Here is a 26,072-nt window from a genome sequence, read left to right as displayed (position 1 = left end):
CAGGGTGCCGTCCATCGGCGCCCTAATTTATTCGCCTCATCAATATTTACCTCATTTTCATTCGCGACTATCCTTAGCTTGATCGCTTTAAAAACAAGTGATTAATGATCAACTGAGGCAAAAAAATGGATTGGTATCTCAAGGTTATACGTAACTACATTGGCTTTGGCGGCCGCGCCCGCCGCAAAGAGTACTGGATGTTCGTCCTGGTGAACGTGATTTTTACGCTCGTGCTGGGCGTAGTCGATAAGATGCTTGGCTGGCAGCGCGCCGGCGGTGAAGGGATCCTCACCACTATTTATGGGGTGCTGGTTTTCCTGCCGTGGTGGGCCGTGCAGTTCCGTCGTCTGCATGACACCGACCGCTCGGCATGGTGGCTACTGCTGCTGATTATTCCGGTGATCGGCTGGATCGTAATTTTGATCTTCAACTGTCAGAGCGGCACGCCGGGCAATAACCGTTTCGGGCCCGATCCGAAGGGGATTTCCTGATCCCAACCAGGCACAACGCGGGTCTGGTAGGCCTGATAAGCGCAGCGCCATCAGGCTATTCGGCACAAATCGCCGGATGGCGGCGTAAACGCCTATCCGGCCTACTGCTTTATTTTGCGGTTAACAGTTTCTGAATTTCGCGCAGACACCACGATTTCGCTTCGCCCATGCTGTCGCGGCGCCACGCCATAATAATGTCAATCTCTTTGCTGTACTCCGGGCTCACCACCCGCAGACGCCCTTGCGCAATATCCTCTTCAACCAGCTGATACGGCATGGTCGCCACGCCGAGCCCGGCGAGCAGCGCCTGACGCTTCTCTTCCATCGATGTCACCGTCAGACGCGGCTGTTTGTCCAGCAGCTGCACCGTCAGTACCGGGCGCTCCCGCGCGGTATCCGCAATCGCTACCCCACGATATTTCACGCGCGTCACTTCAGACAGCGGTTCCGCCTCCTGATGAATCGGATGATCCGGCGCCGCCACGTAAACGCTCATCAGCGAGTAGAGCTTGCGCGAGTTAATTTCCGTGGAAGAACGGAAGTGCATATCCGGTGCGATCACGATGTCCGCTCGCCCCTGCTCCAGACGCTCCCAGGCGCCCGCCAGCACTTCGGTGATAATCGACAGCTGGGTGTTAGACTTCGCCGCCAGCTTTTCCACCAGCGGGAACAGCGTTGCCGTTGGGATCAGCGCTTCCGCCACAATGGTGAGGTGCGTTTCCCAGCCGCGCGCCAGCGCTTCGGCATCGGTGGTCAGCTTATCTGCCGCCTCCAGCAGGACGCGACCACGTTCGAGGAGCATACGCCCGACGTTAGTGAATTTTGTTCGATGACCTGAACGGTCAAAAAGCACAACGTCCAGCTCTTCTTCCAGCTTTTGCATGGTATAGCTCAACGCCGAGGGCACGCGCCCAAGCTCATCCGCCGCGGCGGCGAAGCTGCCGCGTCGGTCAATGGCGTCCATTACTCGTAGTGCTTCCAGCGTCAGTGCTCTCTCTTTAGCCATGGCTTGCTCATTCAGGAAATTTGAACATACCGGGCAGAATATCTGGCTAACAATGCAGCGTCCATACCTTTACCATTGATTTAATGTAAAGGAGGGTCAAGAAGATGATTACCACAAGAACAGCGAAACAGTGCGGACAGGCGGACTTCGGTTGGCTTCAGGCCCGCTATACCTTCTCTTTTGGACACTACTTCGATCCGAAACTGCTGGGCTATGCGTCTCTGCGCGTGCTGAATCAGGAAGTCCTTGCTCCCGGCGCGGCCTTCCAGCCGCGGACCTATCCGAAGGTCGATATTCTGAATCTGATTCTGGAAGGCGAGGCCGAGTACCGCGACAGCGAAGGCCACCATATTCAAGCGAAGGCCGGTGAAGCGCTGCTGATTGCAACCCAGCAGGGTGTCAGCTATAGCGAACATAACCTGAGCAAAGACAAGCCGTTAACCCGGATACAAATCTGGCTGGACGCCTGCCCGGAACGCGATAATTCGCGGGTACAGAAACTGAAGCTGAAAGATACCGCGCACCAGCTGCTGGCCTCGCCGGACGGCAGTCAGCATAGTCTGCAGCTGCGTCAGCAGGTGTGGCTACACCATATTGAGCTGGCAAAAGGCGAGCAGGTTTCTCTGTCACTGCACGGGCCGCGCGCCTATTTACAGTCGATTCACGGCACCGTACATGCGCTGGCTAACGACGCAGAAAACAAATCGCTCACCTGCGGCGATGGGGCATTTATTCGCGATGAAGCCAATATCACACTCGTTGCTGATACCCCACTGCGCGCTTTGCTGATAGATTTACCTGTGTAGGTCTATTCAGGATAGCGGAAGCAAAAATGAGTAAGAGAAACAATAAAAAGCAGCAGACGATGAAGGTGGCCAACGCCCCTCAACCCACCAACGCGGCACCGGAGTTTGGTCTGGAAGACATGCTGAGCGAACTGGAAGCCATCGTGGCCCAGGCTGAGAGCAGCCAGGCGGAAGAACAGACCGCCTGAACAAATGCCCTGGTTTGGTAACCGGGGCTGACCGCCTCGCCATCCTCGCTCTGTCGGTGCGCGGCAGGGTACGTCAGAAAGCAAAAACCCCGCCATCAAGGCGGGGTTTTTTAAGAAGTGAAACTGACCGATAAGCCGGGTTCTGTCGTGGACAGTCATTCATCTAGGCCAGCAATCGCTCACTGGCTCAAGCAGCCTACCCGGGTTCAGTACGGGCCGTACCTTATGAACCCCTATTTGGCCTTGCTCCGGGTGGAGTTTACCGTGCCACGGACTGTTACCAGCCGCGCGGTGCGCTCTTACCGCACCCTTTCACCCTTACCTGATCCCGCTTGCGCGGGCCATCGGCGGTTTGCTCTCTGTTGCACTGGTCGTGGGCTGTGACACCCCCCAGGCGTTACCTGGCACCTTGCCCTATGGAGCCCGGACTTTCCTCCCCTCCGCCCGTCTCCCCCGAAGAGGACGACGACGAAGCGGCGACTGTCTGGTCAGCTTCGGCGCGAAGTATAGAGGGTTTACGAGCCAATGTCACCTTTCCGTCTGCATTCCCACCTGAAGGGTGGCAGCGATATTACGGGAAGTGAGATAAATATTGTCCGCCGCCTCACGGAACGCCTCTTCCAGCGAGCCAATACGGTTCAGCACGCTGAACACAGAATCAATGCCGTACTGGTGTACAACGCCGACATCGCGGGTCAGGCTACCGGCAATACCGATCACCGGCTTATGGTATTTCTTTGCCACGCTGGCCACCCCAACGGGCACCTTACCGTGAATGCTCTGGCTGTCCAGCCGCCCTTCACCGGTCACCACCAGCGTGCAGTCGTGAATATGCTCTTCGAGATTTAACGCCTGAGTGACTATCTCAATGCCGCTGCGCAGCTCTGCGCCGAGAAACGCCATCAGCGCGCCGCCCATTCCCCCCGCCGCGCCAGAGCCCGGCACCTCTTTAACATCCACCCGTAGCGATTTTTTAATCACCTCGGCATAGTGCGCGAGGTTGCGGTCCAGCTCGGCGATCATCGCCGCGGTAGCGCCTTTCTGCGGCCCAAAAATACAGGACGCGCCAGACGGCCCGGTTAACGGGTTGGTCACATCGCAGGCTACGCGAATTGTGCACGCCTGCAGGCGCGCATCGAGTCCGGAAATATCAATATGATTAAGGCTCATCAGGCTACCGCCGCCGAAACCAATCGGCGAACCGTTGGCGTCGCATAACTTTGCGCCCAGCGCCTGTACCATCCCCGCCCCGCCGTCGTTCGTGGCGCTGCCGCCGATACCGATAATAATGCTCTTCACTCCACTTTCCAGCGCCTGGAGGATCAGCTCACCGGTACCATAGGACGTGGTGATCAGCGGGTTACGACGTTCAGGCGGTACCAGCGCCAGGCCGCTGGCGGCGGCCATTTCGATAAATGCCGTACCGCCGTCGCCGGAGATGCCCCACTGAGCCTGCACGGGGTCGCCAAGCGGGCCGGTTACCGTCGACATCACCGCGCGCCCCTGAGTGGCCGCAATCATCGCCTCAACCGTACCTTCGCCGCCGTCGGCAACCGGTACAGACACAAACTGCGCTTGCGGAAAGATTTCCCGAAATCCTTTTTCTATCGCCTGTGCTACCTCGGTGGCAGAAAGGCTTTCTTTATAAGAGTCTGGGGCGATTACGATTTTCATATCTGAGCCTATTAGCGCGCGACGCCGGATGGCGCATAACTTATCCGGCCTACCTTGCCGGCCCGGCAGGCTAACGCCGCCGGGCGCAACGTCCTTAACGAGTCACTTCAACTTTCGCCAGTTTTTCGTAGTAGCACGCCAGGGCACTATGGTCGGCCGTGCCCAACCCATCGGCACGCAGCGCCTGCATCATTTCCATCACCGCTGCGGTCAGCGGCAGCTGCGCCCCAACGCCGTGGGACGTATCCAGCGCGTTGGCCAGATCTTTAATATGCAGATCGATACGGAAGCCCGGCTTGAAGTTACGATCCATAACCATCGGCGCCTTGGCATCCAGCACGGTGCTGCCCGCCAGACCGCCGCGGATGGCCTGATAAACCAGGTCAGGATTCACACCCGCTTTGGTCGCCAGGGTCAACGCTTCCGACATTGCAGCGATGTTCAGCGCGACAATCACCTGATTCGCCAGCTTGGTGACGTTACCCGCGCCAATCTCCCCGGTATGCACCACGGAGCCGGCCATCGCTTTCATCAGGTCATAATACTTGTCGAAAATCGCTTTATCTCCACCAACCATCACCGACAGCGTGCCATCAATGGCTTTCGGTTCGCCGCCGCTTACCGGCGCATCAAGCATATCTACGCCTTTTGCTTTCAGCGCCTCACTAATTTCGCGGCTCGCCAGCGGCGCAATTGAGCTCATATCGATCAGTACAGTGCCCGGTTTGGCACCTTCGATAATGCCATTTTCCCCCAGCGCCACTTCTTTTACGTGCGGCGAGTTTGGCAGCATCGTGATGATGACATCGCACTGCTCGGCAATGGCTTTCGCCGTGGTCGCCGTTTCCGCTCCGGCGGCAATCACTTCGGCAATCGTTTCAGGATTACGGTCCGACACCACCAGCGAGTAACCCGCTTTCAGCAGGTTTTTACTCATCGGTTTACCCATGATACCCAGGCCAATAAAACCAACTTTCATCGTCATTTCCTCAATATTGCGTTAATCGGTGGTGGTTACTTTTTAAAAGCATCAGCCAGTTTTTGAGTACCGGCGCGGAAGACGCCCAGGTCGCTGCCAACGGCCACAAAGGTGGCTCCCCACTCGAGGTAGCGGCGCGCGTCGGCTTCAACCGGTGCCAGGATGCCGCTTGGCTTGCCGTGGGCTTTCGCACGGGCAAAAATATGCTGAATGGCTTTCTGAACCTCCGGGTGCGAAGCATTACCCAGATGCCCCAGCGCGGCGGCCAGGTCGCTTGGCCCGACAAAGATGCCATCCACGCCTTCCGTTGCCGCGATGGCATCCACGTTATCGACGCCCAGCTGGCTTTCAATCTGCACCAGAATGGTGATGTTTTTGTTGGACTGCGCGAAGTAGTCCGGTACGGTGCCAAACATATTGCCGCGATGCGAAACGGATACGCCGCGAATCCCCTCCGGCGGATAGCGCGTGGAAGAGACCGCCTGCGCCGCCTGCTCCTGCGTCTCCACAAACGGAATCAGGAAGTTATAGAAGCCGATATCCAGCATACGCTTGATAATGACCGGCTCATTGGTCGGAATACGTACGACCGGCGCGCTCTGGCTGCCTTTCAGTGCCATCAGCTGTGGGATTAACGTCGTCACATCGTTCGGCGCATGTTCACCGTCCAGCACCAGCCAGTCGAAACCGGCCAGGCCTAACACTTCAGTACTGATCGGGCTGGAGAGGGCTGACCAGCAGCCAATCTGAACCCGTTGAGCAGCCAGCGCCGCTTTGAATTTGTTAGGAAAAATCGCGTTATCCATTTTTTATTACCTTACGTTAGTCGCGGCTTACTTCCGCAGTTCCAGACGTTTGATGTCGCCGACCACGACGAGGTAGCAAACCATCATCATCAGCGCGGAACAGCCGACAAAAATCAGTGCGCCATTAAAGGAGTGCAGTTCACTTACGATATAACCAATCACCAGCGGCGTAACGATAGAGGCGACGTTACCAAAGACGTTAAACACCCCACCGCACAGCCCAACAATCTCTTTTGGCGCCACGTCGGAGATAACCGGCCACCCCAGTGCGCCAAAGCCTTTGCCGAAGAACGCCAGCGCCATTAATCCTACGACCAGCGCCGTGTTGTCGGTGTAGTTACACAGAATAATCGTCGACGCCAACAGCATGCCCAGCACAATAGGCAGTTTACGTGCAAAGGTCAGCGTACAACCGCGGCGAATCAGGTAGTCGGAGAACAGCCCGCCCAGCACACCGCCGGCAAAACCACACAGCGCAGGGATAGACGCCACCATACCCACTTTCAGAATCGACATACCTTTGTCCTGCACCAGGTAAATCGGGAACCAGGTGAGGAAGAACCAGGTGATGGTGTTTAAGAAGTACTGGCCGAAGAAGATACCTAACATCATACGGCTGCTAAGCAACTGTTTGATGTAATCCAGTTTCGGACCTTTTGCCGCGTCGCTGCCCGGCTTTTTGTGGTCCATATCAACCACTGCGCCGTTATCCGCAATAAACTTCAGCTCTTCTTTGGTCATTCGTGGATGATCGGTTGGGTTGTGTACGAACTTCACCCACAGCCCGGTCAACACAAAGCCAATCACCCCCATCACGGTAAAGACGTGCTCCCAGCCCCAGGCGAAGGTCAGCCAGCCCAGCAGCGGCGAGAACAGCGCTAAAGAGAAATACTGCGCGGAGTTAAAAATAGCCGAGGCGGTACCGCGTTCTTTGGTTGGGAACCAGGCCGCAACAATACGCGCGTTTGCCGGGAAGGAAGGCGCTTCGGAGAAGCCCAGCATAAAACGCATGAAGAACATAGAAACGCCGGCCCATGCTAGCGGGAAGAAACCGACAAAGCCCTGCAGGAAGGTAAACAGAGACCAGAAGAACAAGCTATAGGTATAAACTTTCTTCGAGCCGAATTTATCCAGTAACCAACCACCGGGGATCTGCATGAGCAGGTACGCCCAACCGAATGCAGAGAAGATATACCCCATAGAAATCGCACTAAGTTCCAGTTCCTTAGCGACAGACGTACCGGCAATGGAAAGCGTTGCGCGGTCTGCGTAGTTAACGGCCGTAACAATAAAAATAATGAATAGAATTAAATAACGGGTAGGCATACCCTTTTTTGCTTCAACAACATCAGCAGTATCGTGTATCATTTTATTATCCTCGGGTACAGGATGCTTTAATTTTATTGTTTTTATTAAAGCGAATTTCGCTGATTATTTAATTACCAATGAATCTCGTAATAAAAAATCAGACGCCATGAATTCGAGGTTCAGTATAATCAGGATATCTCGCTCGCACATTGTGCAAATCACCAATTTAAACGCGCAATAAATTCATTTTATTGACCATATGCACACAGCACTGGGCGCTGATGCACAATTTCAGCCATTGACTCCCTTGTCTCCCGCGGCATGAAGGCGATAGGTGATCTTCATCACATTTTTATGGTTCAACTCCTGACATTCTTTATTTCATGTAGCAATGGGTATTTTATTTTCCATTACCAGAAACAAACCATAAATAACCCTAATTCTTTTACCCCCTGGCTGGAGAATGCTGGACAATGGCTAACATTGAAATCAGACAAGAATCGCCGACGGCTTTTTATATAAAAGTACATGAAACAGATAATGTCGCGATCGTTGTTAACGATAACGGATTAAAAGCAGGAACGCGTTTTCCTGACGGTCTGGAATTAATTGAACATATTCCCCAGGGGCATAAAGTTGCGCTGGTGGATATTCCTCAGAACGGTGAAATCATCCGCTACGGCGAAGTCATCGGTTACGCGGTGCGCGATATTGCTAAAGGTAGCTGGATTGACGAATCCACGGTTGTGCTACCGGAAGCGCCGCCACTCAACACCTTGCCGCTGGCGACCAAAGTCCCGGAGCCGCTGCCGCCGCTCGAAGGCTATACCTTCGAAGGTTATCGCAACGCCGACGGCAGCGTCGGCACCAAAAACCTGCTGGGCATTACCACCAGCGTGCACTGCGTAGCGGGCGTGGTGGACTATGTGGTGAAAATCATTGAGCGCGATCTGCTGGCAAAATACCCCAACGTCGATGGCGTGGTTGGTCTGAACCACCTGTACGGCTGCGGCGTGGCAATTAACGCACCGGCGGCGGTGGTCCCCATTCGCACCATCCATAACCTCGCGCTAAACCCCAACTTTGGCGGTGAAGTGATGGTCGTGGGACTGGGCTGTGAAAAGCTACAGCCAGAACGCCTGCTCGAAGGCACGGAGGATGTACAAAGCATCGCGGTCGACAGCGCCAGCATCGTGCGCCTGCAGGATGAGCAGCACGTCGGCTTTCAATCGATGGTCGACGATATCTTACAGGTTGCCGAACGCCACCTGCAAAAGCTCAACCAACGTCAGCGCGAAACCTGCCCAGCTTCCGAGCTGGTGGTTGGCATGCAGTGCGGCGGCAGCGATGCGTTCTCCGGCGTGACCGCCAACCCGGCGGTCGGCTACGCTTCCGATCTGCTAGTGCGCTGCGGCGCCACGGTTATGTTCTCTGAAGTCACCGAAGTGCGCGATGCCATTCATCTGTTAACGCCACGCGCGGTGAATGAAGAGGTGGGCAAACGTCTGCTTGAAGAGATGGCCTGGTATGATAACTACCTCAACATGGGGCAAACCGATCGCAGCGCCAACCCATCTCCAGGCAACAAGAAAGGCGGCCTTGCCAACGTAGTGGAAAAAGCGCTGGGCTCAATCGCCAAGTCTGGCAAAAGCGCCATCGTCGAAGTGCTGTCACCGGGCCAACGTCCGACCAAGCGCGGCCTGATTTACGCCGCGACGCCGGCCAGCGATTTCGTTTGCGGCACTCAACAGGTTGCTTCCGGCATCACCGTACAGGTGTTTACTACCGGGCGCGGTACGCCGTACGGCCTGGTTGCGGTACCGGTCATCAAGATGGCCACCCGCACCGCGCTGGCGAACCGCTGGTATGACCTAATGGATATTAACGCGGGCACCATCGCCACCGGCGAAGAGACCATTGAAGAGGTGGGGACGAAGCTATTCCACTTTATTCTCGATGTGGCCAGCGGGCGTAAAAAAACCTTCTCGGATCAATGGGGGCTGCACAACCAGCTGGCGGTGTTCAACCCGGCGCCGGTAACCTGACGGCAGACGGCCAATCGAAAATACGTAGGCCGGATAAGCAAAGCGACATCCGGCCTACCGTTCCTGCCCTGACTTCAACGCCTTAACGGACCAGCATTACGCCAGGGCGCCCCTTTTTTATTCCGACAGCGCCACCAGAATCACGTCGATACCGCTCTTACGTAATCCGTCGAGGCTCTCCTGCGGGATCCCCTCATCCACGATGATCATATCCACACGCTGCATATCAATAATCTTATGCAGGCTTGAGCGATTAAATTTGCTGGAGTCGGTCACCACGATGATCTTCTCAGCCACTTCGCTCATGCGCCGGTTCAGCCGCGCTTCATCTTCATTATGCGTGCTGATTCCACGCTCCAGATCGATAGCATCAACGCCGAGAAACAGCATGTCAAAGTGGTAGTTTTGCAGCGATTGCTCAGCCTGATCGCCATAGAACGACTGCGATTGGCGGCGCAGATGCCCACCGGTCATCAACAGCTCAACGCCTTCTGCTTCCAGCAACGCATTGGCGACATTCATACCGTTAGTCATAGCAATCACATCGCTGTGATGACGCATCAGCCGCGCGATTTCATAGGTTGTAGTGCCCGAATCCAGAATCACCCGATGCCCCGGCTTAATAAACTCAACGGCGGCCCTGGCGATACGCCGTTTCACCGCCGTATTCAGCGAACTTTTATCTTCAACGGAGGGTTCTGCGCCCGGCGTATTACCGTCGCAAATCAGCGCACCGCCGTAGGCCCGCACGGCAATACCCTGCTTTTCAAGAAAGGCCAGATCGTTGCGGATCGTCACGGTCGAAACGCCAAACAGCACGGAAAGATCGTTGACCTGCACGCTTCCCTGCTGTCGCAACCGCTGGATGATCTGCTCACGCCTTTCGCTGGTTCCAGGCACCCGCTTATCCGCAGAAGAGTCGGTGTTGCTCATAAGTAATCCTTTGATCAATTTCTTTCGTTTCATTTCGTTTGGCTTATTAACGCCTTTCTTTTATCGGAATGCAAGCCTTAAAAAGCCGAAAGAATGGCCGCAACACCGGGCACAAACCTTTCATTATGTTTCTTTTGTGAAACAGATCGGAAAACTATTATCTTTCGTTTTATTTTTAACACACCATGATGCAGTATCAAATGAAACAAAACGAAAGAACGATGTCACCATCATCTGACCTGGAGAGGAAAGTGAAACATCTGACTAACATGGTGGAGCAGCATAAACGGGGGAAGGCAAACGGGATTTATGCCGTTTGTTCCGCGCATCCACTGGTACTGGAATCTGCCATACGCTACGCCCACGCCAACCAGGCGCCGCTGCTGATCGAAGCAACCTCAAACCAGGTTGACCAGTTTGGCGGCTACACCGGCATGACGCCAGCCGATTTTCGCGGCTTTGTCTGCGGGCTGGCCGACGCGATGCATTTTCCCCAAACGCAGCTGATCCTCGGCGGCGATCATCTCGGTCCCAACCGTTGGCAGGATCTGCCAGCAGAGATCGCGATGGCTCACGCTGACGATCTGATCAAAAGCTATGTGTCCGCTGGATTTAAAAAGATCCACCTCGATTGCAGCATGTCCTGTCAGGGCGATCCGGTTCCGCTCACCGACGAGATCGTCGCCGAACGCGCCGCGCGTCTGGCAAAAATCGCCGAAGAAACCCACGCCGCGCTGTTTGGCGAATCGGATCTGGTCTACGTGATCGGGACCGAGGTGCCGGTACCCGGCGGTGCCCATGAAACCTTAACCGAACTGGCGGTCACCACGCCTGAAGCAGCACGGGCCACGCTGGAAGCCCATCGCCACGCGTTTGAAAAGCAGGGGCTGAACGCCGTGTGGCCACGCATTATTGCGCTGGTCGTACAGCCCGGCGTCGAATTCGATCATACCCATATCATTGATTATCAGCCGCAAAAAGCCGTCGCGCTGAGCAAGATGGTGGAAGCCTATGACACGCTGGTGTTCGAAGCGCATTCCACCGATTACCAGACGCCACAATCGCTGCGCCAGCTGGTGGTCGATCACTTCGCCATCCTGAAAGTGGGTCCGGCGCTAACCTTCGCCCTGCGCGAAGCGCTGTTTTCACTGGCGGCGATCGAAGAAGAACTGCTGCCCGCTAAAGCCTGTTCTGGCCTGCGTAACGTTCTGGAGAGCGTCATGCTCGATCGCCCGGAATACTGGCAGAGCCATTATCACGGTGACGGCAACGCGCGGCGACTGGCGCGCGGCTATAGCTATTCCGACCGCGTGCGCTACTACTGGCCTGATGGGCAGATTGATGATGCCTTCGCGCGGCTGGTGCGCAATCTGGCGGACGAACCTATTCCGCTACCGCTCATCAGCCAGTATTTACCGTTGCAGTACGTCAAAGTCCGCGAGGGAGATCTCAACGCAACGCCGCGAGAACTCATCATCAGCCACATTCAGGACATACTGCAGCAGTACCATGCCGCCTGTCAGGGCGTTACCCCCCATAACGGATAACAACAAAGAGGAAAACGCGATGCCAAATATTGTATTAAGCCGCATAGATGAACGCCTGATCCACGGCCAGGTTGGCGTGCAGTGGGTAGGATTTGCGGGGGCAAATCTGGTGCTGGTCGCCAACGATGAAGTCGCAGAAGACACCGTTCAACAGAACCTGATGGAAATGGTGCTGGCTGAAGGGATCGCCGTGCGCTTCTGGTCGCTGCAAAAAACGATCGACAACATCCACCGCGCCGCCGACCGGCAGAAAATTTTACTGGTGTGCAGAACGCCGGGGGATTTCCTTACGCTGGTTGAGGGCGGTGTCCCCATCACGCGCATCAACGTAGGCAACATGCACTACGCCGAAGGAAAAACACAAATTGCCAAAACGGTTTCTGTCGATGCCAACGATGTCCACGCGTTCAACGGCCTGAAGGCCGCCGGCGTGGAATGTTTCGTTCAGGGCGTGCCCACAGAACCTGCTTTGGATCTCTTTAAACTACTTTGAGGGATTCACAATGGAAATTAGTCTGTTGCAGGCTTTTGCATTAGGCATTCTTGCCTTTATTGCGGGTCTGGATATGTTCAACGGCTTAACCCACATGCACCGCCCGGTGGTGCTTGGGCCGCTGGTCGGCCTGATCCTCGGCGATCTGCATACCGGTATTTTAACCGGCGGTACGCTGGAGTTGGTGTGGATGGGCCTGGCCCCGCTGGCGGGCGCTCAGCCGCCAAACGTGATTATCGGCACCATCGTCGGTACCACGTTCGCCATCACTACCGGCGTGAAACCTGACGTCGCCGTCGGGGTCGCGGTACCGTTCGCCGTAGCGGTACAGATGGGGATTACTTTCCTGTTCTCGGTCATGTCCGGCGTGATGTCTCGCTGCGACCGTATGGCGGCAAACGCCGACACCGACGGTATTGAACGGGTTAACTATCTGGCGCTGCTGGCGTTAGGCACGTTCTACTTCCTGTGCGCTTTTTTACCGATTTACTTCGGGGCTGAACACGCCAAAACCGCCATTGACGTGCTGCCGGAACGCCTGATTGACGGCCTGGGCGTCGCGGGCGGCATCATGCCAGCCATCGGCTTTGCCGTCCTGCTGAAAATCATGATGAAAAACGTCTACATTCCGTACTTCATTATCGGTTTCGTTGCCGCGGCCTGGCTCAAGCTTCCCGTGCTGGCTATCGCCGCTGCGGCGCTGGCGATGGCGCTGATTGACCTGCTGCGTAAATCCCCTGAACCGACCCAACCTGCGGCACAGAAAGAGGAATTCGAAGATGGCATCTAATCAACAGACTCTGCCGAATGTTTCCGAGAATGAAGAAACGCTGCTGACCGGCGTAAACGAAAACATTTATGAAGATCAAACCATTGGCGCTGAGCTGACCAAAAAAGATATCAACCGCGTCGCCTGGCGTTCCATGCTGCTACAGGCGTCCTTTAACTATGAACGTATGCAGGCCTCCGGCTGGCTTTACGGCCTGCTGCCTGCGCTGAAAAAAATTCATACCAACAAGCGCGATCTGGCGAGAGCCATGAAAGGCCACATGGGATTCTTCAACACCCACCCTTTCCTGGTGACCTTTGTCATCGGCATCATTCTGGCGATGGAGCGCTCCAAACAGGACGTTAACAGTATTCAAAGCACCAAAATTGCCGTCGGCGCGCCGCTGGGCGGGATTGGCGATGCCATGTTCTGGTTAACGCTGCTGCCTATTTGCGGCGGGATTGGCGCCAGCCTCGCGTTACAGGGATCCATTCTTGGCGCCGTGGTGTTTATCGTGCTGTTTAACGTGGTGCATCTCGGCCTGCGCTTCGGCCTGGCCCACTATGCCTACCGAATGGGCGTGGCGGCGATTCCGCTTATCAAGGCCAACACCAAAAAAGTCGGCCACGCCGCCTCTATCGTCGGGATGACGGTGATTGGTGCACTGGTGGCAACCTACGTTCGCCTGAACACCACGCTCGAAATTAAAGCCGGCGATGCGGTCGTCAAACTGCAGGCCGACGTTATCGACAAGCTCATGCCCGCCTTTTTACCGCTGGTCTACACCCTGACGATGTTCTGGCTGGTACGCCGCGGCTGGAGTCCGCTGCGCCTGATCGCCATCACCGTGGTGCTGGGCGTCGTCGGTAAATTCTGCCACTTCCTGTAAAGCAAAAGAGGTCCTCGATGTTAGGTATTATTTTGACCGGTCACGGCGGCTTCGCCAGCGGAATGGAAAAAGCCATGCGGCAGATCCTCGGTGAGCAAACGCAGTTTATCGCGATTGATTTTCCGGAAACCTCAACCACCGCGCGGCTTACCGAACAGCTGGAACAGGCGGTGGCTACGCTGGATGCTGAAGAAGATATCGTGTTTCTGACCGACCTGCTCGGCGGCACGCCATTTCGCGTGGCATCAACCCTGGCAATGCAAAAGGCCGGGCGCGAAGTGATCGCCGGCACCAACCTCCAGCTGCTGCTGGAAATGGTGCTGGACCGCGATGGATTAAGCGGCGAGGCCTTCCGACTACAGGCGCTGGAGTGCGGGCATCGCGGCTTAACCAGCCTGGTCGACGAGCTGGGACGCTGTCGCGAGGCGTCCCCCGTAGAGGAAGGCATATGACGCAAATTCTCCGCGCTCGCCGCCTGTTAACGGAGTACGGTTGGCAGGATGATTGTCAGTTGCGTATTGAAGCGGGCACGATCGCCGCAATAGAACCGATACCGGCGGGTATTGTCTGGCGTGATGCTGAGCTGCTTTGCCCCGCGTATATCGATGTTCACGTTCACGGCGGCGCGGGCGTTGATGTGATGGACGATGCGCCAGGTACGCTGGATAAACTCGCCCACCATAAGGCGCAAGAGGGCGTCGCCGCCTGGCTGCCCACGACGGTGACTGCGCCGCTGGCGTCGATTCACCGGACGCTGGCGCGCATTGCCGAGCGCTATCATTCAGGCGGGCCGGGCGCCCAGGTACTGGGGAGCTATCTGGAAGGGCCTTACTTTACGCCACAGAACAAAGGCGCCCATCCCCCCGAGCTATTTCGCGAGCTGGACGCGGATGAACTGGATACGTTGATAGCCGTATCCCGACATACCCTTCGCGTGGTGGCGTTAGCGCCGGAAAAACCCGGTGCGCTGCGGGCTATCCAGCATCTCAAACAGCAGGGCGTGCGGGTTATGTTAGGGCATAGCGCGGCAACCTGGGCGCAAACCCGCGCCGCGTTTGACGCAGGGGCGGACGGGTTAGTGCACTGCTACAACGGCATGACCGGGCTGCATCATCGCGAACCGGGAATGGTGGGCGCGGGGCTCACCGATCCGCGCGCATGGCTTGAGCTCATCGCCGACGGCCATCATGTCCATCCAGCGGCGATGCGGCTCTGCGGCATCTGCGCAAAAGAGAGAATTGTGCTGATTACCGATGCCATGCAGGCGGCCGGAATGCCCGACGGCCGCTACACGCTCTGCGGCGAACAGGTCGACATGCGCGGCGGGATCGTTCGCACCGCCTCGGGTGGCCTGGCCGGAAGTACCCTGTCGGTTGACGCTGCCGTACGTCATATGGTCGAACTCGCGGGAATGACGGCGGAAGACGCGATCCACATGGCTTCGCTGCATCCGGCTCGCCTGCTCGGTATCGATAGTCAGTTGGGGTCGCTCAAACCAGGCAAGCGCGCCAACATCATTGCGCTCGACGGCGGCCTGCATCTGCAGCATCTCTGGATCCAGGGCCAGCCTTATACCCATTAATCCTTTCGTTTTTTCCTGCCAGGCCTTCGCTTTATCCGCGCAAGGCCTTTCTTTTCCTTTCCATCAGTAACAGCGCCATTTAGCGAAAATCTATATTAATCGTTATATATCAAATATATAAATATATCTTTCGTTTTGCGATCACAGTTTTCGTTTTATTTCTACGCACGCCATTGACCTTTCGATTTCTTTTCTATAGATTTTAATCAACCGCTAAAGTTAACAAGTGAAACAAAACGAAAGATAACAGCTTTTGCCAGCGTCTGATGTGGAATTAACAAGACTAAGGACCTACGTTATGCCAGAAACCTATACCCCCGCTGCCGCGACCACCGGCACCTGGACCGAAAAAGAGATCCGCCAACAGCCCGCTAGCTGGATCCGCTCACTCAAAAATATTGATGCAAACCGCTCGGCGATCGACGGTTTTCTTGCGCCGCTGCTGCGCAAACCAAACCTGCGGATCGTCCTGACGGGCGCCGGAACGTCGGCCTTTATCGGCGAGACGATTGCCCCCTGGCTTTGCCACCAGACGGGGAAAAATATCAGCGCCGTACCCACCACCGATCTCGTCACCAATCCAATGGACTATCTGAACCCGGCACATCCGCTGCTGCTGGTTTCATTTGCCCGCTCGGGCAACAGCCCGGAGAGCGTGGCTGCCGTTGAGCTGGCCAACCAGTTCGTTCCTGAGTGCTACCACCTGTCAATTACCTGTAACGAAGCGGGCAGCCTGTACCAAAATCTGGTCGACAGCGATAACGCTTTCGCCCTGCTGATGCCGGCCGAAACGCACGATCGCGGCTTTGCCATGACCAGCAGCATCACCACCATGATGGCAAGCTGTCTGGCGGTATTCGCGCCGGAGATCATTAACAGCCAGACCTTCCGGGACGTGGCCGATCGCAGCCAGGCGATCCTCGACTCACTCGGTGATTTTAGCCTGGGTGTCTTTGGCGACGGCGCCTGGAAACGCGTCGTCTATCTGGGCAGCGGCGGATTACAAGGTATCGCGCGTGAGTCTGCGCTGAAGGTGCTGGAGCTAACCGCCGGCAAACTGGCGGCCTTCTACGACTCGCCAACCGGTTTCCGCCACGGACCAAAATCGCTGGTCGATAACGAAACGCTTATCGTGGTGTTCATCTCCAGCCACTCTTACACGCGCCAGTACGACCTGGATCTGCTGGCGGAACTGCGCCGCGATCGTCAGGCAATGCGCGTGGTCGCGATTGCCGCGGAAACGGATGCCATCATCGAAGCTGGCCCGCATATTCTGCTGCCTCCTTCCCGTTCGTTTATCGACATGGAACAGGCGTTCTGCTTCCTGATGTACGCCCAGATCTTTGCGCTGACTCAGTCAATTCGTGTTGGCAATACCCCAGATACCCCCTCTGCCAGCGGCACGGTCAATCGTGTTGTGCAAGGCGTGATTATTCATCCGTGGCAGGCTTAAGAGGATCTCCATATGAGCATTATCTCAACGAAATACCTTCTGCAGGATGCGCAGGCCAACGGCTACGCCGTGCCGGCGTTTAACATCCACAACGCCGAAACGATCCAGGCGATCCTCGAGGTGTGCAGCGAAATGCGCTCGCCCGTGATCCTCGCGGGGACTCCCGGCACGTTCAAACACATTGCCCTGGAAGAGATCTACGCCCTGTGCAGCGCGTATTCGCTCACTTACGACATGCCGCTGGCGCTGCATCTCGATCATCACGAATCGTTGGATGACATTCGCCGTAAGGTTCATGCCGGTGTACGCAGCGCGATGATCGATGGCAGCCACTATCCGTTTGAACAAAACGTGAAGCTGGTGAAATCGGTGGTTGACTTCTGCCACCTCAACGATTGCAGCGTTGAGGCCGAACTGGGCCGTCTGGGCGGGGTAGAAGACGACATGAGCGTCGACGCGGAAAGCGCCTTTCTCACCGACCCGCAGGAGGCGAAACGCTTTGTTGAGTTGACCGGTGTTGACAGCCTTGCCGTGGCTATCGGCACGGCACATGGCCTCTATACCAAACGACCAAAAATCGACTTCCAGCGGCTGGCAGAAATCCGGGAAGTGGTGACGGTGCCGCTGGTGCTGCATGGCGCAAGTGATGTGCCGGATGAATATGTTCGCCGCACCATCGAGCTGGGCATCTGCAAAGTCAACGTCGCAACCGAGTTGAAGATCGCCTTCTCTGACGCCGTCAAAGCCTGGTTTGCTGAAAATCCGCAGGGCAATGACCCGCGCTTTTACATGCGGGTTGGCATGGACGCCATGAAAGAAGTGGTCAGAAGCAAAATCGCCGTCTGCGGCTCAGCGAATCGGTTACGGCTACCGGCGGAGGCCTGATCTTACAGCGTATTACAGCAATATCTCAAAATAACTATAAGCCTCGCAAATATGAAGGCGCGCCCTTAAACCGGGTAGCGCCTTCCATTATCCTAAAAATCCGAGGGTCCCTACATGACACAGAAAAAATCTTTTAAGTCAAAATCATGGGAGTTTTTCCAAAGTCTGGGAAAAACCTTTATGTTCCCGGTTTCACTTCTTGCCTTTATGGGATTGCTGCTGGGTATCGGTAGTTCAGTGACCAGCCCTTCCACCATTACGAGTTTTCCCTTTCTGGGCGGCGAATTTACGCAGTTGACCTTTGGCTTTATCGCCATGGTCGGTGGCTTTGCATTTACCTATCTGCCGCTGATGTTTGCCATGGCGATCCCCATGGGGCTTGCCAACCGCAACAAGGCGGTCGCCGCCTTTGCCGGGTTCGTTGGCTACATGCTGATGAATATGAGCATTAACTATTACCTGACGGCTACCCACCAGCTTGCCGACCCCGCCACCATGAAACAGGTGGGACAATCGATCGTGCTGGGCATTCAAACCCTGGAGATGGGTGTACTGGGCGGCATCGTGGTTGGGGTTATCACCTATTTTCTGCACGAACGTTTTCAGGACACGGTTCTGCACGACGCCTTCGCGTTCTTTAGCGGCATTCGTTTTGTGCCGATTATGACCGCTCTTACCCTGTCGCTGGTGGGTCTGTTCATTCCTCTTCTGTGGGAATACGTCGCGCTGGGTATCGCGGGTATTGGGCATATCATCCAGAGCACCAGCGTTTTCGGCCCCTTCCTCTACGGCGTGGGCGTGCTGCTGCTGAAACCTTTTGGTCTGCACCACATCCTGCTGGCGATGGTGCGTTTTACCCCAGCAGGCGGCATTGAAATGGTGAATGGCCATGAGGTCGCCGGGGCGCTGAATATCTTCTACGCAGAGCTTAAAGCCGGCCTGCCGTTTAGCCCGCACGTTACCGCGTTTCTGTCACAAGGGTTTATGCCGACCTTTATCTTCGGTTTGCCCGCTGTGGCTTACGCCATCTACCGCACCGCGCGTCCGGAAAATCGGCCAGTCATTAAGGGGTTGCTGCTTTCCGGCGTGCTGGTTTCCGTCGTCACCGGTATTTCAGAGCCGATTGAGTTCCTGTTCCTGTTTATCGCCCCCGCGCTTTACGCCTTCCATATCGTCATGTCTGGCCTGGCGCTGATGGTAATGGCCCTGTTGGGGGTGACCATTGGCAATACCGATGGCGGCATTCTGGATCTGCTGATTTTCGGCGTGATGCAGGGCATGTCGACCAAATGGTATCTGCTGTTCCCGGTCGGTATTGCCTGGTTTGCCATCTACTTCTTTGTCTTCCGCTGGTACATCCTCAAACACGACATCAAAACGCCGGGCCGCGAGGTGGATGCTCAGGGGGCGCAGCAAGCCGTCGAGGCTAACACCCGCGCGCGTGGAAAATCAAAATACGATCATGGTCTTATCCTGCGTGCGCTCGGCGGTAAAGAGAACATTGAGTCGCTTGATAACTGCATTACCCGCTTGCGTCTGGTGGTGAAAGATATGGGCCTTATCGATCAACAGGCGCTGAAAGCGGCCGGCGCGTTGTCGGTGGTGGTGCTTGATGCTCACAGCGTACAGGTGATCATCGGCCCGCAGGTACAGAGCGTCAAAACCGGCATTGAAGCCTTAATTTAACAGGGGGAGTGATGTTTGATTTCGACAAAATCATCGAGCGCCAAAGTGATAAGTGCCGTAAATGGGACCATGCCTTTGTGTGCTCACGTTTCGGTGACGTCCCGCAGTCCTTTATCCCCCTGTGGATAGCCGATATGGATTTCACCTCGCCGCCTGCGGTGATTGACGGCTTCCGGCGCATCGTGGAGCACGGCACCTTTGGCTATACCTGGTGCTTTGATGAATTCTACGACGCGGTTATCGCTTTCCAGCGTAAACGTCATCAGGTTGAGGTAGAAAAGTCGTGGATCACGCTAACCTACGGCACCGTCTCTACGTTGCACTACACGGTTCAGGCGTTCTGCAAACCGGGTGACAGCGTGATGATGAACACGCCGGTCTACGATCCTTTTGCGATGGCGGCACAGCGCCAGGGCGTGCAAGTACTTGCTAACCCGCTTCGCGTGGAGGACAACCGCTATCAGCTTGATTTTAATCTGATAGAAGAACAGCTCAAAACCCACCGTCCAACGCTGTGGTTCTTCTGCTCGCCGCATAACCCGTCCGGCAGGATCTGGCGCGCGGAAGAGATACGTCAGGTGTCCGATCTCTGTCAACGCTACGGTACGATTCTGGTAGTCGATGAGGTTCACGCCGAGCACATTCTGGATGGCAAATTCGTCAGTTGCCTCACCTCTGGCTGTGCCGCACAGGACAACCTGATCGTGCTCACGTCACCCAACAAGGCGTTCAATCTGGGCGGGCTGAAAACCTCCTACTCCATGATTCCGAACGGCTCGCTGCGCCAGCGCTTCCGCCAACAGCTTGAGAAGAACTCCATTACCTCGCCCAATATGTTCGGGGTATGGGGAATTATTCTGGCCTATCAGCAGGGTCTGCCATGGCTCGACGCGCTGAACGGTTATCTGCAAGGCAACGCCCGTTATCTGGCGGAGGCCATTACGACCCACTTCCCGGCGTGGAAGATGATGAATCCGGAATCGTCGTATCTGGCGTGGATAGACGTGAGCGCGGATGACCGTAGCGCAACGCAGCTAACCCAACATTTCGCACAGCAGGCGGGCGTAGTCATAGAAGACGGCAGCCACTACGTACAAAACGGCGAAAACTACCTGCGGATTAATTTTGGCACCCAGCGCTACTGGCTGGAGCAGGCCATTAACCGAATGCTGAAAAATTACAAATAAGGATCTTACCCACAATGAAAAAGGTGCTCACTCTCTCACTGCTGGCTCTCTGTGTTTCTCATGGCGCAGTGGCGGCAAACTACGCGCTCAATAACGACAATATTGCTCTCTCATTCGATGATACCAACTCAACGGTCGTGGTGAAGGACAACAGGGCTAACCATCCGCTCACGCCGCAGGAGTTGTTCTTTCTGACGCTACCGGATGAGAGCAAAATCCACACCGCGGATTTCAAAATCAAGCACGTTGAAAAACAGGGCAACGCGATTGTCATCGACTTTACGCATCCGGATTTTAACGTCACGGTGAAGCTGAACCTGGTGAAGGGAAAATACGCCAACATCGGCTACACCATTGCCGCCGTTGGGCAGCCGCGAGACGTGGCTAAAATCACCTTCTTCCCAACCAAAAAGCAGTCTCAGGCTCCTTACGTAGATGGCGCAATCAATAGCTCACCGATCGTTGCCGACTCGTTCTTTATCCTGCCGGATAAACCGATCGTCAATACCTACGCCTATGAAGCCACAACCAATCTCAACGTAGAACTGAAAACGCCGATTCAACCAGAGGCCCCGGTCAGTTTTACCACCTGGTTCGGCACTTTCCCGGAGACCAGTCAGCTGCGCCGCAGCGTGAACCAGTTTATTAATGACGTACGTCCACGGCCCTACAAGCCTTATCTGCACTACAACAGCTGGATGGATATCGGCTTTTTCACTCCCTACACCGAACAGGATGTGCTGGGGCGTATGGACGAATGGAACAAGGAGTTCATTACGGGCCGCGGCGTGACCTTAGACGCCTTCTTGCTGGACGATGGCTGGGACGATCTGACCGGACGCTGGCTATTTGGCCCGGCATTCAGCAACGGTTTTAGCAAAGTCAGGGAGAAAGCCGACAGCCTGCACAGCTCCGTTGGGCTATGGCTTTCTCCGTGGGGCGGCTACAACAAACCGCGCGATGTTCGCGTTTCGCATGCAAAAGAGTATGGGTTCGAAACCGTGGACGGCAAGCTGGCGCTGTCGGGAGCGAACTACTTTAAAAACTTCAATGAGCAGATCATCAAGCTTATCAAAAACGAGCACATCACCTCGTTTAAGCTCGACGGGATGGGTAACGCCAGTTCACATATCAAAGGCAGCTCGTTCGCCTCAGATTTCGATGCGTCAATCGCCCTGCTGCACAATATGCGTAGCGCAAACCCGAATCTGTTTATCAACCTGACCACCGGCACCGACGCCAGCCCGTCCTGGCTGTTCTACGCTGATTCAATCTGGCGTCAGGGGGATGACATCAACCTGTATGGTCCTGGCACGCCGGTACAGCAGTGGATGACCTACCGCGATGCCGAGACGTACCGCTCCATTGTCCGTAAAGGCCCACTGTTCCCGCTGAACTCGCTGATGTACCACGGGATAGTCAGCGCCGCGAATGCCTATTACGGGCTGGAGAAGGTGCAAACGGACAGCGATTTTGCCGATCAGGTCTGGAGCTACTTCGCGACCGGCACCCAGCTGCAGGAGCTGTATATTACCCCGTCCATGCTGAACAAGGTGAAGTGGGATACGCTGGCGAAGGCAGCAAAATGGTCGAAGGAAAACGCCAGCGTGCTGGTTGATACCCACTGGATTGGCGGCGACCCGACGGCGCTTGCCGTGTACGGCTGGGCCTCCTGGAGCAAAGACAAGGCCATTCTCGGTTTGCGCAACCCGTCGGATAAGCCACAAACCTACTATCTGGATTTAGCGAAAGATTTCGAAATACCAACAGGAGACGCGGCGCAGTTTAGGCTGAAAGCGGTATACGGCAGTAACAAAACCGTGCCCGTTGAGTATAAAAACGCGACGGTAATTACGTTACAGCCGCTGGAAACGCTGGTGTTTGAGGCGGTGCCCGTTAACTAAAGGCCTGCACCAATGAGTCGCCGGATAAAGCGCAACCGCCACCCGGCAAAACCGGCAGCAGGGGTTACTTACTCCCCCTGCTGCTCCAGCGCATACTTATACAAGGCATTCTTCTTCACGCCGTGGATCTCCGCCGCCAGCGCCGCCGCTTTCTTCAACGGCAGCTCCGCCTGCAACAGCGCCAGCGTACGCAGCGCATCGGCGGGCAGTTCGTCGTCCTGAGCTTTATGGCCCTCAACAATCAGCACCATCTCACCTTTGCGGCGATTTTCATCCTCTTTCACCCACGCCAGCAGTTCGCCAACCGGCGCGCCGTGAATGGTTTCCCAGGTTTTGGTCAGCTCACGCGCCAGCACCACATAGCGCGCTTCGCCCCACACCGCCACCATGTCTTCCAGGCTATCGAGCAGACGGTGGGTTGATTCATAAAAAATCAGCGTGCGCGGCTCGTCTTCAATCGCCTTCAGCGCGTCGCGACGGCCTTTTGACTTGGCCGGCAGGAAACCTTCATAGCAAAAACGGTCCGATGGCAGACCGGCGGCGCTCAGCGCGGCGATCGCAGCGCACGGGCCCGGCAGCGGCACGACCCGGATACCCGCTTCGCGGCAGGTACGCACCAGATGATAGCCAGGATCGTTAATCAGCGGCGTGCCCGCGTCGGACACCAGCGCAATGTTTTGCCCTTCTTTCAGTTTTGCCACCAGCGTTTCGGCCTTTTGCTGCTCGTTATGATCGTGCAGCGCAAACAAACGGGCGTTAATGGCGAAGTGTTGCAGCAATAAACCTGTGTGTCGGGTGTCTTCAGCCGCAATTAAATCAACAGCTTGCAATACTTCGAGCGCTCGTTGGGTAATATCAGCCAAATTTCCGATAGGAGTAGGTACAATAAAGAGCTGGCCTTGAGAATTATCCGCCGATTCGTGTTGTTTCATTGTTTCGTCCGTATTGCCGATTTAATATTGAGCATTGCGTAAAAAATATCACTGGATACAGTATGGTACCCTCAACATTTTCTCGTATGAAAGCCGCGCGTTGTCTGCCGGTTATCCTGGCTGCGCTGATTTTCGCAGGCTGTGGAACCCAGCAGGCTTCCGATCAGAGTGCCACCCAGCTTCAGGGGGCGTCGCAGGCTGATTCCGGCTTTTACCTGCAGCAGATGCAGCAAAGTTCGAATGATAGCAAGACCAACTGGCAATTACTCGCCATTCGTGCACTGCTGAAAGAAGGCAAAAGCCAGCGGGCGCTGGAGCTGTACAATCAGTTGCCTAAAGAACTCAATGCTGCCCAGCGTCAGGAGCAGTCTCTGCTGGCCGTCGAAATTAAGCTGGCGCTGAAGGATTTTGCGGGCGCAAAAGCGCTGCTGCAGCCGCTGAAGGCGAGTGATTTCGACAGTGCATTACAGGCGCGATTCTGGCAAGACACTATTTCGGCAGAACAGGGAAAACCCTCACTCACGCTGCTGCGCGCCCTGATTGCACAGGCCCCGTTGCTCGCGTCACAGCAGGAAAAACAGCAAAACAGCGACGCAACCTGGCAGACGCTGTCCTCAATGACCCAACAGCAGGCTAACGCGCTGGTGATCAATGCCGATGAAAACGACCTGCAGGGCTGGCTCGACCTGCAGCGCATGTGGTTTGACAATCGCAACGATCCCACCATGCTGAAGGCCGGTATTAAAGACTGGCAGACCCGCTACCCGCAAAACCCGGGCGCGAAAGTGCTGCCGTCGCAGCTGGCTAACGTGCAGAATTTTAAACCGGCTTCGGTCAATAAAATTGCCCTGCTGCTGCCGCTGAGCGGCCAGGCGTCGGTCTTTGGCCGCACCATCCAGCAAGGCTTTGAAGCGGCGAAAAACGGTACGACGCCGGTCACCGGAAGCGCTGTCCCGCAGCAGGTTGCCCAGGCGGCTAACGCCGCGGTCGTCAGCCCGTCACAGGCGGAAGTCACCGATCTGACCAGCCCGCAAACTCAGGCACCGGTTCAGGCACCTGCCGCCGCAGCCCCGGTCGAAGCCGCCGCACAGCCGCAAGCCGACGCGGAGCAGACTAACCCGGCCCCCGTTCCAGCATCTACTGCCCCCTCATCGCCGCAGCCGGTCGCCAGCGTAGCGGCCAATCCGTCTGCGGAGCTGAAAATCTATGACACCTCATCCCAGCCGCTAAACCAGATTCTGGCGCAGGCGCAGCAGGACGGCGTCAGCCTGGTGGTCGGCCCGCTGTTAAAAAATAACGTTGATGAGCTGCTCAAAAGCAATACCACGCTGAACGTGCTGGCGCTTAACCAGCCGGAGTCGGTCACCAGCCGCGCCAACGTGTGCTATTTTGCCCTTTCGCCAGAAGATGAGGCCCGCGATGCCGCGCGCCATATCCATGACCAGGGTAAACAGTCGCCGCTGCTGCTGATTCCGCGTAACGCCCTCGGCGATCGCGTCACCAAAGCCTTTGCCGACGAATGGCACAAGCTGGGCGGCGGTACCGTGCTGCAGCAGAAATTTGGTTCGCTCTCTGAGCTGCGCGGCGGCGTCAACGGCGGTTCCGGTATTTCGCTGTCAGGTACGCCGGTTGCCGCTTCTCAGGCGCAGGGTGTAACCATCGGCGGCTTAACGATTCCGGCAGCGCCAACCGATGCGCAGATTACCGGCAGTAGTAAAGTTGATGCGGCCTACATTGTGGCAACGCCGGAAGAAATCGCCTTTATCAAGCCAATGATTGCGATGCGTAACGGCAGCCAGAGCGGCGCGCTTTTGTATGCCAGTTCCCGCAGCGCACAGGGCACTGCGGGCCCGGACTTCCGTCTGGAAATGGAAGGTTTGCAGTACAGTGAAATCCCGATGCTGGCCGGCAGCAATCCGGCGCTGATGCAGCAGGCGCTACGCGCGGTCAACAACGACTACTCGCTGGCGCGCCTGTACGCAATGGGCGTCGATGCCTGGGCGCTGGCGAATCATTTCTCTCAGATGCGCGGTGTACCGGGCTTTGAACTGAACGGCAACACCGGCGATCTGAGCGCGAATCAGGACTGCGTGATTAACAGGAAGTTATCATGGCTCAAATACCAACAGGGGCAAGTCGTCCCGGCAAACTGACCGCCAGGCAGACCGGCGACGCCGCCGAACAACGCGCGCGTCGCTGGCTGGAACACCAGGGACTGGTGTTTATCGCCGCCAACGTGCATGAGCGCGGCGGCGAAATCGATCTGATTATGCGTGAAGGAGCGGTAACGGTTTTCGTCGAAGTCCGTTATCGTTCTTCCGGTGCCTACGGCGGCGCAGCCGCAAGCGTGACCCGGAGCAAACAAAACAAACTGTTACAAACTGCCCGCTTGTGGCTTGCACGTCACAATGGGAGTTTTGACACTGTGGATTGCCGTTTCGATGTGATAGCCTTCACGGGCCATGAGATCGAATGGTTTCAAAACGCTTTTAGCTCATAGAATGTAAAG

At 56.1% G+C, this 26,072-nt stretch carries 24 protein-coding genes and 1 other RNA gene; 17 read left to right on the top strand and 8 right to left on the bottom strand.

Features of this window, described 5'->3' with window-relative positions; all coding sequences use genetic code 11:
- Positions 1 to 125: 125 nt before the first annotated feature.
- Complete coding sequence (locus H7R56_RS03305) at positions 126 to 491, top strand: DUF805 domain-containing protein (protein ID WP_106927135.1); 366 nt, start codon at positions 126 to 128, stop codon at positions 489 to 491.
- Between the two features lie 109 nt (positions 492 to 600).
- Here the strand turns inward: H7R56_RS03305 and H7R56_RS03300 are convergent, their stop codons facing one another.
- On the bottom strand, positions 601 to 1,497 hold the full coding sequence (locus H7R56_RS03300) for a LysR family transcriptional regulator (protein ID WP_106927136.1): 897 nt from the start codon (positions 1,495 to 1,497) through the stop codon (positions 601 to 603).
- Between the two features lie 104 nt (positions 1,498 to 1,601).
- Between H7R56_RS03300 and H7R56_RS03295 the strand changes: the two genes are divergently transcribed.
- Together H7R56_RS03295 and H7R56_RS03290 are read left to right on the top strand one after the other, a co-directional pair.
- Complete coding sequence (locus H7R56_RS03295; RefSeq protein WP_106927137.1) at positions 1,602 to 2,303, top strand: pirin family protein; 702 nt, start codon at positions 1,602 to 1,604, stop codon at positions 2,301 to 2,303.
- Between the two features lie 26 nt (positions 2,304 to 2,329).
- Positions 2,330 to 2,491 carry a hypothetical protein gene (locus H7R56_RS03290; RefSeq protein ID WP_181358003.1) on the top strand — a complete coding sequence of 54 codons (162 nt, stop codon included), beginning with the start codon at positions 2,330 to 2,332 and terminating at the stop codon, positions 2,489 to 2,491.
- 115 nt (positions 2,492 to 2,606) lie between these two features.
- On the opposite strand, the gene rnpB is transcribed toward H7R56_RS03290, so the two are convergent.
- The 5 genes from rnpB to H7R56_RS03265 form a co-directional block, all read right to left on the bottom strand.
- An RNA gene (gene rnpB, locus H7R56_RS03285) (RNase P RNA component class A) lies at positions 2,607 to 2,987 on the bottom strand.
- 32 nt (positions 2,988 to 3,019) lie between these two features.
- Positions 3,020 to 4,165: a glycerate 2-kinase gene (gene garK / locus H7R56_RS03280; protein ID WP_106927138.1), complete on the bottom strand. Its 1,146-nt coding sequence runs from the start codon at positions 4,163 to 4,165 to the stop codon at positions 3,020 to 3,022.
- 94 nt (positions 4,166 to 4,259) lie between these two features.
- A complete protein-coding gene (gene garR, locus H7R56_RS03275; protein WP_106927140.1) occupies positions 4,260 to 5,150 on the bottom strand; it encodes a 2-hydroxy-3-oxopropionate reductase in 891 nt (296 codons plus the stop codon).
- Between the two features lie 29 nt (positions 5,151 to 5,179).
- Positions 5,180 to 5,950, bottom strand: a complete 771-nt coding sequence (gene garL / locus H7R56_RS03270) for a 2-dehydro-3-deoxyglucarate aldolase (RefSeq protein ID WP_106927142.1) — start codon at positions 5,948 to 5,950, stop codon at positions 5,180 to 5,182.
- 27 nt (positions 5,951 to 5,977) lie between these two features.
- Positions 5,978 to 7,318, bottom strand: a complete 1,341-nt coding sequence (locus tag H7R56_RS03265; RefSeq protein ID WP_106927144.1) for an MFS transporter — start codon at positions 7,316 to 7,318, stop codon at positions 5,978 to 5,980.
- A 413-nt stretch (positions 7,319 to 7,731) separates the two neighbouring features.
- Between H7R56_RS03265 and garD the strand changes: the two genes are divergently transcribed.
- Positions 7,732 to 9,303 carry a galactarate dehydratase gene (gene garD, locus H7R56_RS03260; protein ID WP_106927146.1) on the top strand — a complete coding sequence of 524 codons (1,572 nt, stop codon included), beginning with the start codon at positions 7,732 to 7,734 and terminating at the stop codon, positions 9,301 to 9,303.
- A gap of 117 nt (positions 9,304 to 9,420) precedes the next feature.
- On the opposite strand, the gene H7R56_RS03255 is transcribed toward garD, so the two are convergent.
- Positions 9,421 to 10,236, bottom strand: a complete 816-nt coding sequence (locus tag H7R56_RS03255; protein ID WP_106927148.1) for a DeoR family transcriptional regulator — start codon at positions 10,234 to 10,236, stop codon at positions 9,421 to 9,423.
- Between the two features lie 269 nt (positions 10,237 to 10,505).
- Here H7R56_RS03255 and kbaZ point away from each other — a divergent pair, with 269 nt between their 5' ends.
- The 11 genes from kbaZ to H7R56_RS03200 all read left to right on the top strand — a co-directional run bounded on the left by kbaZ (position 10,506) and on the right by H7R56_RS03200 (position 22,631).
- On the top strand, positions 10,506 to 11,783 hold the full coding sequence (gene kbaZ, locus H7R56_RS03250; RefSeq protein WP_258182277.1) for a tagatose-bisphosphate aldolase subunit KbaZ: 1,278 nt from the start codon (positions 10,506 to 10,508) through the stop codon (positions 11,781 to 11,783).
- A gap of 19 nt (positions 11,784 to 11,802) precedes the next feature.
- Positions 11,803 to 12,276, top strand: coding sequence for a PTS N-acetylgalactosamine transporter subunit IIB (agaV, locus tag H7R56_RS03245; protein ID WP_106927152.1), 474 nt, complete (start codon positions 11,803 to 11,805; stop codon positions 12,274 to 12,276).
- Positions 12,277 to 12,286: 10 nt separating this feature from the next.
- Positions 12,287 to 13,066 carry a PTS N-acetylgalactosamine transporter subunit IIC gene (agaW, locus tag H7R56_RS03240; RefSeq protein WP_106927154.1) on the top strand — a complete coding sequence of 260 codons (780 nt, stop codon included), beginning with the start codon at positions 12,287 to 12,289 and terminating at the stop codon, positions 13,064 to 13,066.
- Entirely contained in the window at positions 13,056 to 13,934 is an 879-nt protein-coding gene (gene agaE / locus H7R56_RS03235) for a PTS N-acetylgalactosamine transporter subunit IID (protein WP_182928508.1), read from the top strand. Before agaW ends, agaE begins: the two co-directional genes overlap by 11 nt.
- Positions 13,935 to 13,951: 17 nt before the next feature.
- Positions 13,952 to 14,386: a PTS galactosamine/N-acetylgalactosamine transporter subunit IIA gene (gene agaF / locus H7R56_RS03230; RefSeq protein WP_106927156.1), complete on the top strand. Its 435-nt coding sequence runs from the start codon at positions 13,952 to 13,954 to the stop codon at positions 14,384 to 14,386.
- Positions 14,383 to 15,516, top strand: coding sequence for an N-acetylglucosamine-6-phosphate deacetylase (gene nagA, locus H7R56_RS03225; protein ID WP_106927158.1), 1,134 nt, complete (start codon positions 14,383 to 14,385; stop codon positions 15,514 to 15,516). The genes agaF and nagA overlap by 4 nt, the downstream gene beginning before the upstream one ends.
- A gap of 298 nt (positions 15,517 to 15,814) precedes the next feature.
- A complete protein-coding gene (locus tag H7R56_RS03220; protein WP_106927160.1) occupies positions 15,815 to 16,969 on the top strand; it encodes an AgaS family sugar isomerase in 1,155 nt (384 codons plus the stop codon).
- Positions 16,970 to 16,981: 12 nt separating this feature from the next.
- Positions 16,982 to 17,854 carry a tagatose-bisphosphate aldolase subunit KbaY gene (gene kbaY / locus H7R56_RS03215; RefSeq protein ID WP_106927162.1) on the top strand — a complete coding sequence of 291 codons (873 nt, stop codon included), beginning with the start codon at positions 16,982 to 16,984 and terminating at the stop codon, positions 17,852 to 17,854.
- A 114-nt stretch (positions 17,855 to 17,968) separates the two neighbouring features.
- A complete protein-coding gene (malX, locus tag H7R56_RS03210) occupies positions 17,969 to 19,540 on the top strand; it encodes a maltose/glucose-specific PTS transporter subunit IIBC (protein ID WP_106927164.1) in 1,572 nt (523 codons plus the stop codon).
- 11 nt (positions 19,541 to 19,551) lie between these two features.
- The gene (locus H7R56_RS03205; RefSeq protein WP_106927166.1) at positions 19,552 to 20,727 is read left to right on the top strand and encodes a MalY/PatB family protein; all 1,176 of its coding nucleotides are present in this window, start codon (positions 19,552 to 19,554) and stop codon (positions 20,725 to 20,727) included.
- 14 nt (positions 20,728 to 20,741) lie between these two features.
- Complete coding sequence (locus H7R56_RS03200) at positions 20,742 to 22,631, top strand: alpha-galactosidase (RefSeq protein ID WP_106927168.1); 1,890 nt, start codon at positions 20,742 to 20,744, stop codon at positions 22,629 to 22,631.
- A gap of 68 nt (positions 22,632 to 22,699) precedes the next feature.
- Here H7R56_RS03200 and rsmI read toward each other — a convergent pair whose 3' ends face one another.
- On the bottom strand, positions 22,700 to 23,563 hold the full coding sequence (gene rsmI / locus H7R56_RS03195) for a 16S rRNA (cytidine(1402)-2'-O)-methyltransferase (protein WP_106927170.1): 864 nt from the start codon (positions 23,561 to 23,563) through the stop codon (positions 22,700 to 22,702).
- A 62-nt stretch (positions 23,564 to 23,625) separates the two neighbouring features.
- On the opposite strand from rsmI, the gene H7R56_RS03190 reads away from it, so the two are divergent.
- Both H7R56_RS03190 and H7R56_RS03185 read left to right on the top strand, forming a co-directional pair.
- Positions 23,626 to 25,716 carry a penicillin-binding protein activator gene (locus H7R56_RS03190; RefSeq protein ID WP_106927172.1) on the top strand — a complete coding sequence of 697 codons (2,091 nt, stop codon included), beginning with the start codon at positions 23,626 to 23,628 and terminating at the stop codon, positions 25,714 to 25,716.
- On the top strand, positions 25,674 to 26,063 hold the full coding sequence (locus H7R56_RS03185; RefSeq protein WP_106927174.1) for a YraN family protein: 390 nt from the start codon (positions 25,674 to 25,676) through the stop codon (positions 26,061 to 26,063). The genes H7R56_RS03190 and H7R56_RS03185 overlap by 43 nt, the downstream gene beginning before the upstream one ends.
- Positions 26,064 to 26,072 lie beyond the last annotated feature (9 nt).

The organism is Klebsiella sp. WP3-W18-ESBL-02 (assembly GCF_014168815.1).
GTDB classification, from domain to species: Bacteria; Pseudomonadota; Gammaproteobacteria; order Enterobacterales; family Enterobacteriaceae; genus Kluyvera; species Kluyvera ascorbata_B.
This window is presented reverse-complemented; position numbering and strand designations above follow the sequence as displayed.

Coding starts and splice junctions, on each gene's coding strand:
- H7R56_RS03305 (WP_106927135.1), top strand. CDS start 126: ATGGATTGGTATCTCAAGGTTATACGTAACTACATTGGCTTTGGCGGC.
- H7R56_RS03300 (WP_106927136.1), bottom strand. CDS start 1,497: ATGGCTAAAGAGAGAGCACTGACGCTGGAAGCACTACGAGTAATGGAC.
- H7R56_RS03295 (WP_106927137.1), top strand. CDS start 1,602: ATGATTACCACAAGAACAGCGAAACAGTGCGGACAGGCGGACTTCGGT.
- H7R56_RS03290 (WP_181358003.1), top strand. CDS start 2,330: ATGAGTAAGAGAAACAATAAAAAGCAGCAGACGATGAAGGTGGCCAAC.
- garK (WP_106927138.1), bottom strand. CDS start 4,165: ATGAAAATCGTAATCGCCCCAGACTCTTATAAAGAAAGCCTTTCTGCC.
- garR (WP_106927140.1), bottom strand. CDS start 5,150: ATGACGATGAAAGTTGGTTTTATTGGCCTGGGTATCATGGGTAAACCG.
- garL (WP_106927142.1), bottom strand. CDS start 5,950: ATGGATAACGCGATTTTTCCTAACAAATTCAAAGCGGCGCTGGCTGCT.
- H7R56_RS03265 (WP_106927144.1), bottom strand. CDS start 7,318: ATGATACACGATACTGCTGATGTTGTTGAAGCAAAAAAGGGTATGCCT.
- garD (WP_106927146.1), top strand. CDS start 7,732: ATGGCTAACATTGAAATCAGACAAGAATCGCCGACGGCTTTTTATATA.
- H7R56_RS03255 (WP_106927148.1), bottom strand. CDS start 10,236: ATGAGCAACACCGACTCTTCTGCGGATAAGCGGGTGCCTGGAACCAGC.
- kbaZ (WP_258182277.1), top strand. CDS start 10,506: ATGGTGGAGCAGCATAAACGGGGGAAGGCAAACGGGATTTATGCCGTT.
- agaV (WP_106927152.1), top strand. CDS start 11,803: ATGCCAAATATTGTATTAAGCCGCATAGATGAACGCCTGATCCACGGC.
- agaW (WP_106927154.1), top strand. CDS start 12,287: ATGGAAATTAGTCTGTTGCAGGCTTTTGCATTAGGCATTCTTGCCTTT.
- agaE (WP_182928508.1), top strand. CDS start 13,056: ATGGCATCTAATCAACAGACTCTGCCGAATGTTTCCGAGAATGAAGAA.
- agaF (WP_106927156.1), top strand. CDS start 13,952: ATGTTAGGTATTATTTTGACCGGTCACGGCGGCTTCGCCAGCGGAATG.
- nagA (WP_106927158.1), top strand. CDS start 14,383: ATGACGCAAATTCTCCGCGCTCGCCGCCTGTTAACGGAGTACGGTTGG.
- H7R56_RS03220 (WP_106927160.1), top strand. CDS start 15,815: ATGCCAGAAACCTATACCCCCGCTGCCGCGACCACCGGCACCTGGACC.
- kbaY (WP_106927162.1), top strand. CDS start 16,982: ATGAGCATTATCTCAACGAAATACCTTCTGCAGGATGCGCAGGCCAAC.
- malX (WP_106927164.1), top strand. CDS start 17,969: ATGACACAGAAAAAATCTTTTAAGTCAAAATCATGGGAGTTTTTCCAA.
- H7R56_RS03205 (WP_106927166.1), top strand. CDS start 19,552: ATGTTTGATTTCGACAAAATCATCGAGCGCCAAAGTGATAAGTGCCGT.
- H7R56_RS03200 (WP_106927168.1), top strand. CDS start 20,742: ATGAAAAAGGTGCTCACTCTCTCACTGCTGGCTCTCTGTGTTTCTCAT.
- rsmI (WP_106927170.1), bottom strand. CDS start 23,563: ATGAAACAACACGAATCGGCGGATAATTCTCAAGGCCAGCTCTTTATT.
- H7R56_RS03190 (WP_106927172.1), top strand. CDS start 23,626: ATGGTACCCTCAACATTTTCTCGTATGAAAGCCGCGCGTTGTCTGCCG.
- H7R56_RS03185 (WP_106927174.1), top strand. CDS start 25,674: ATGGCTCAAATACCAACAGGGGCAAGTCGTCCCGGCAAACTGACCGCC.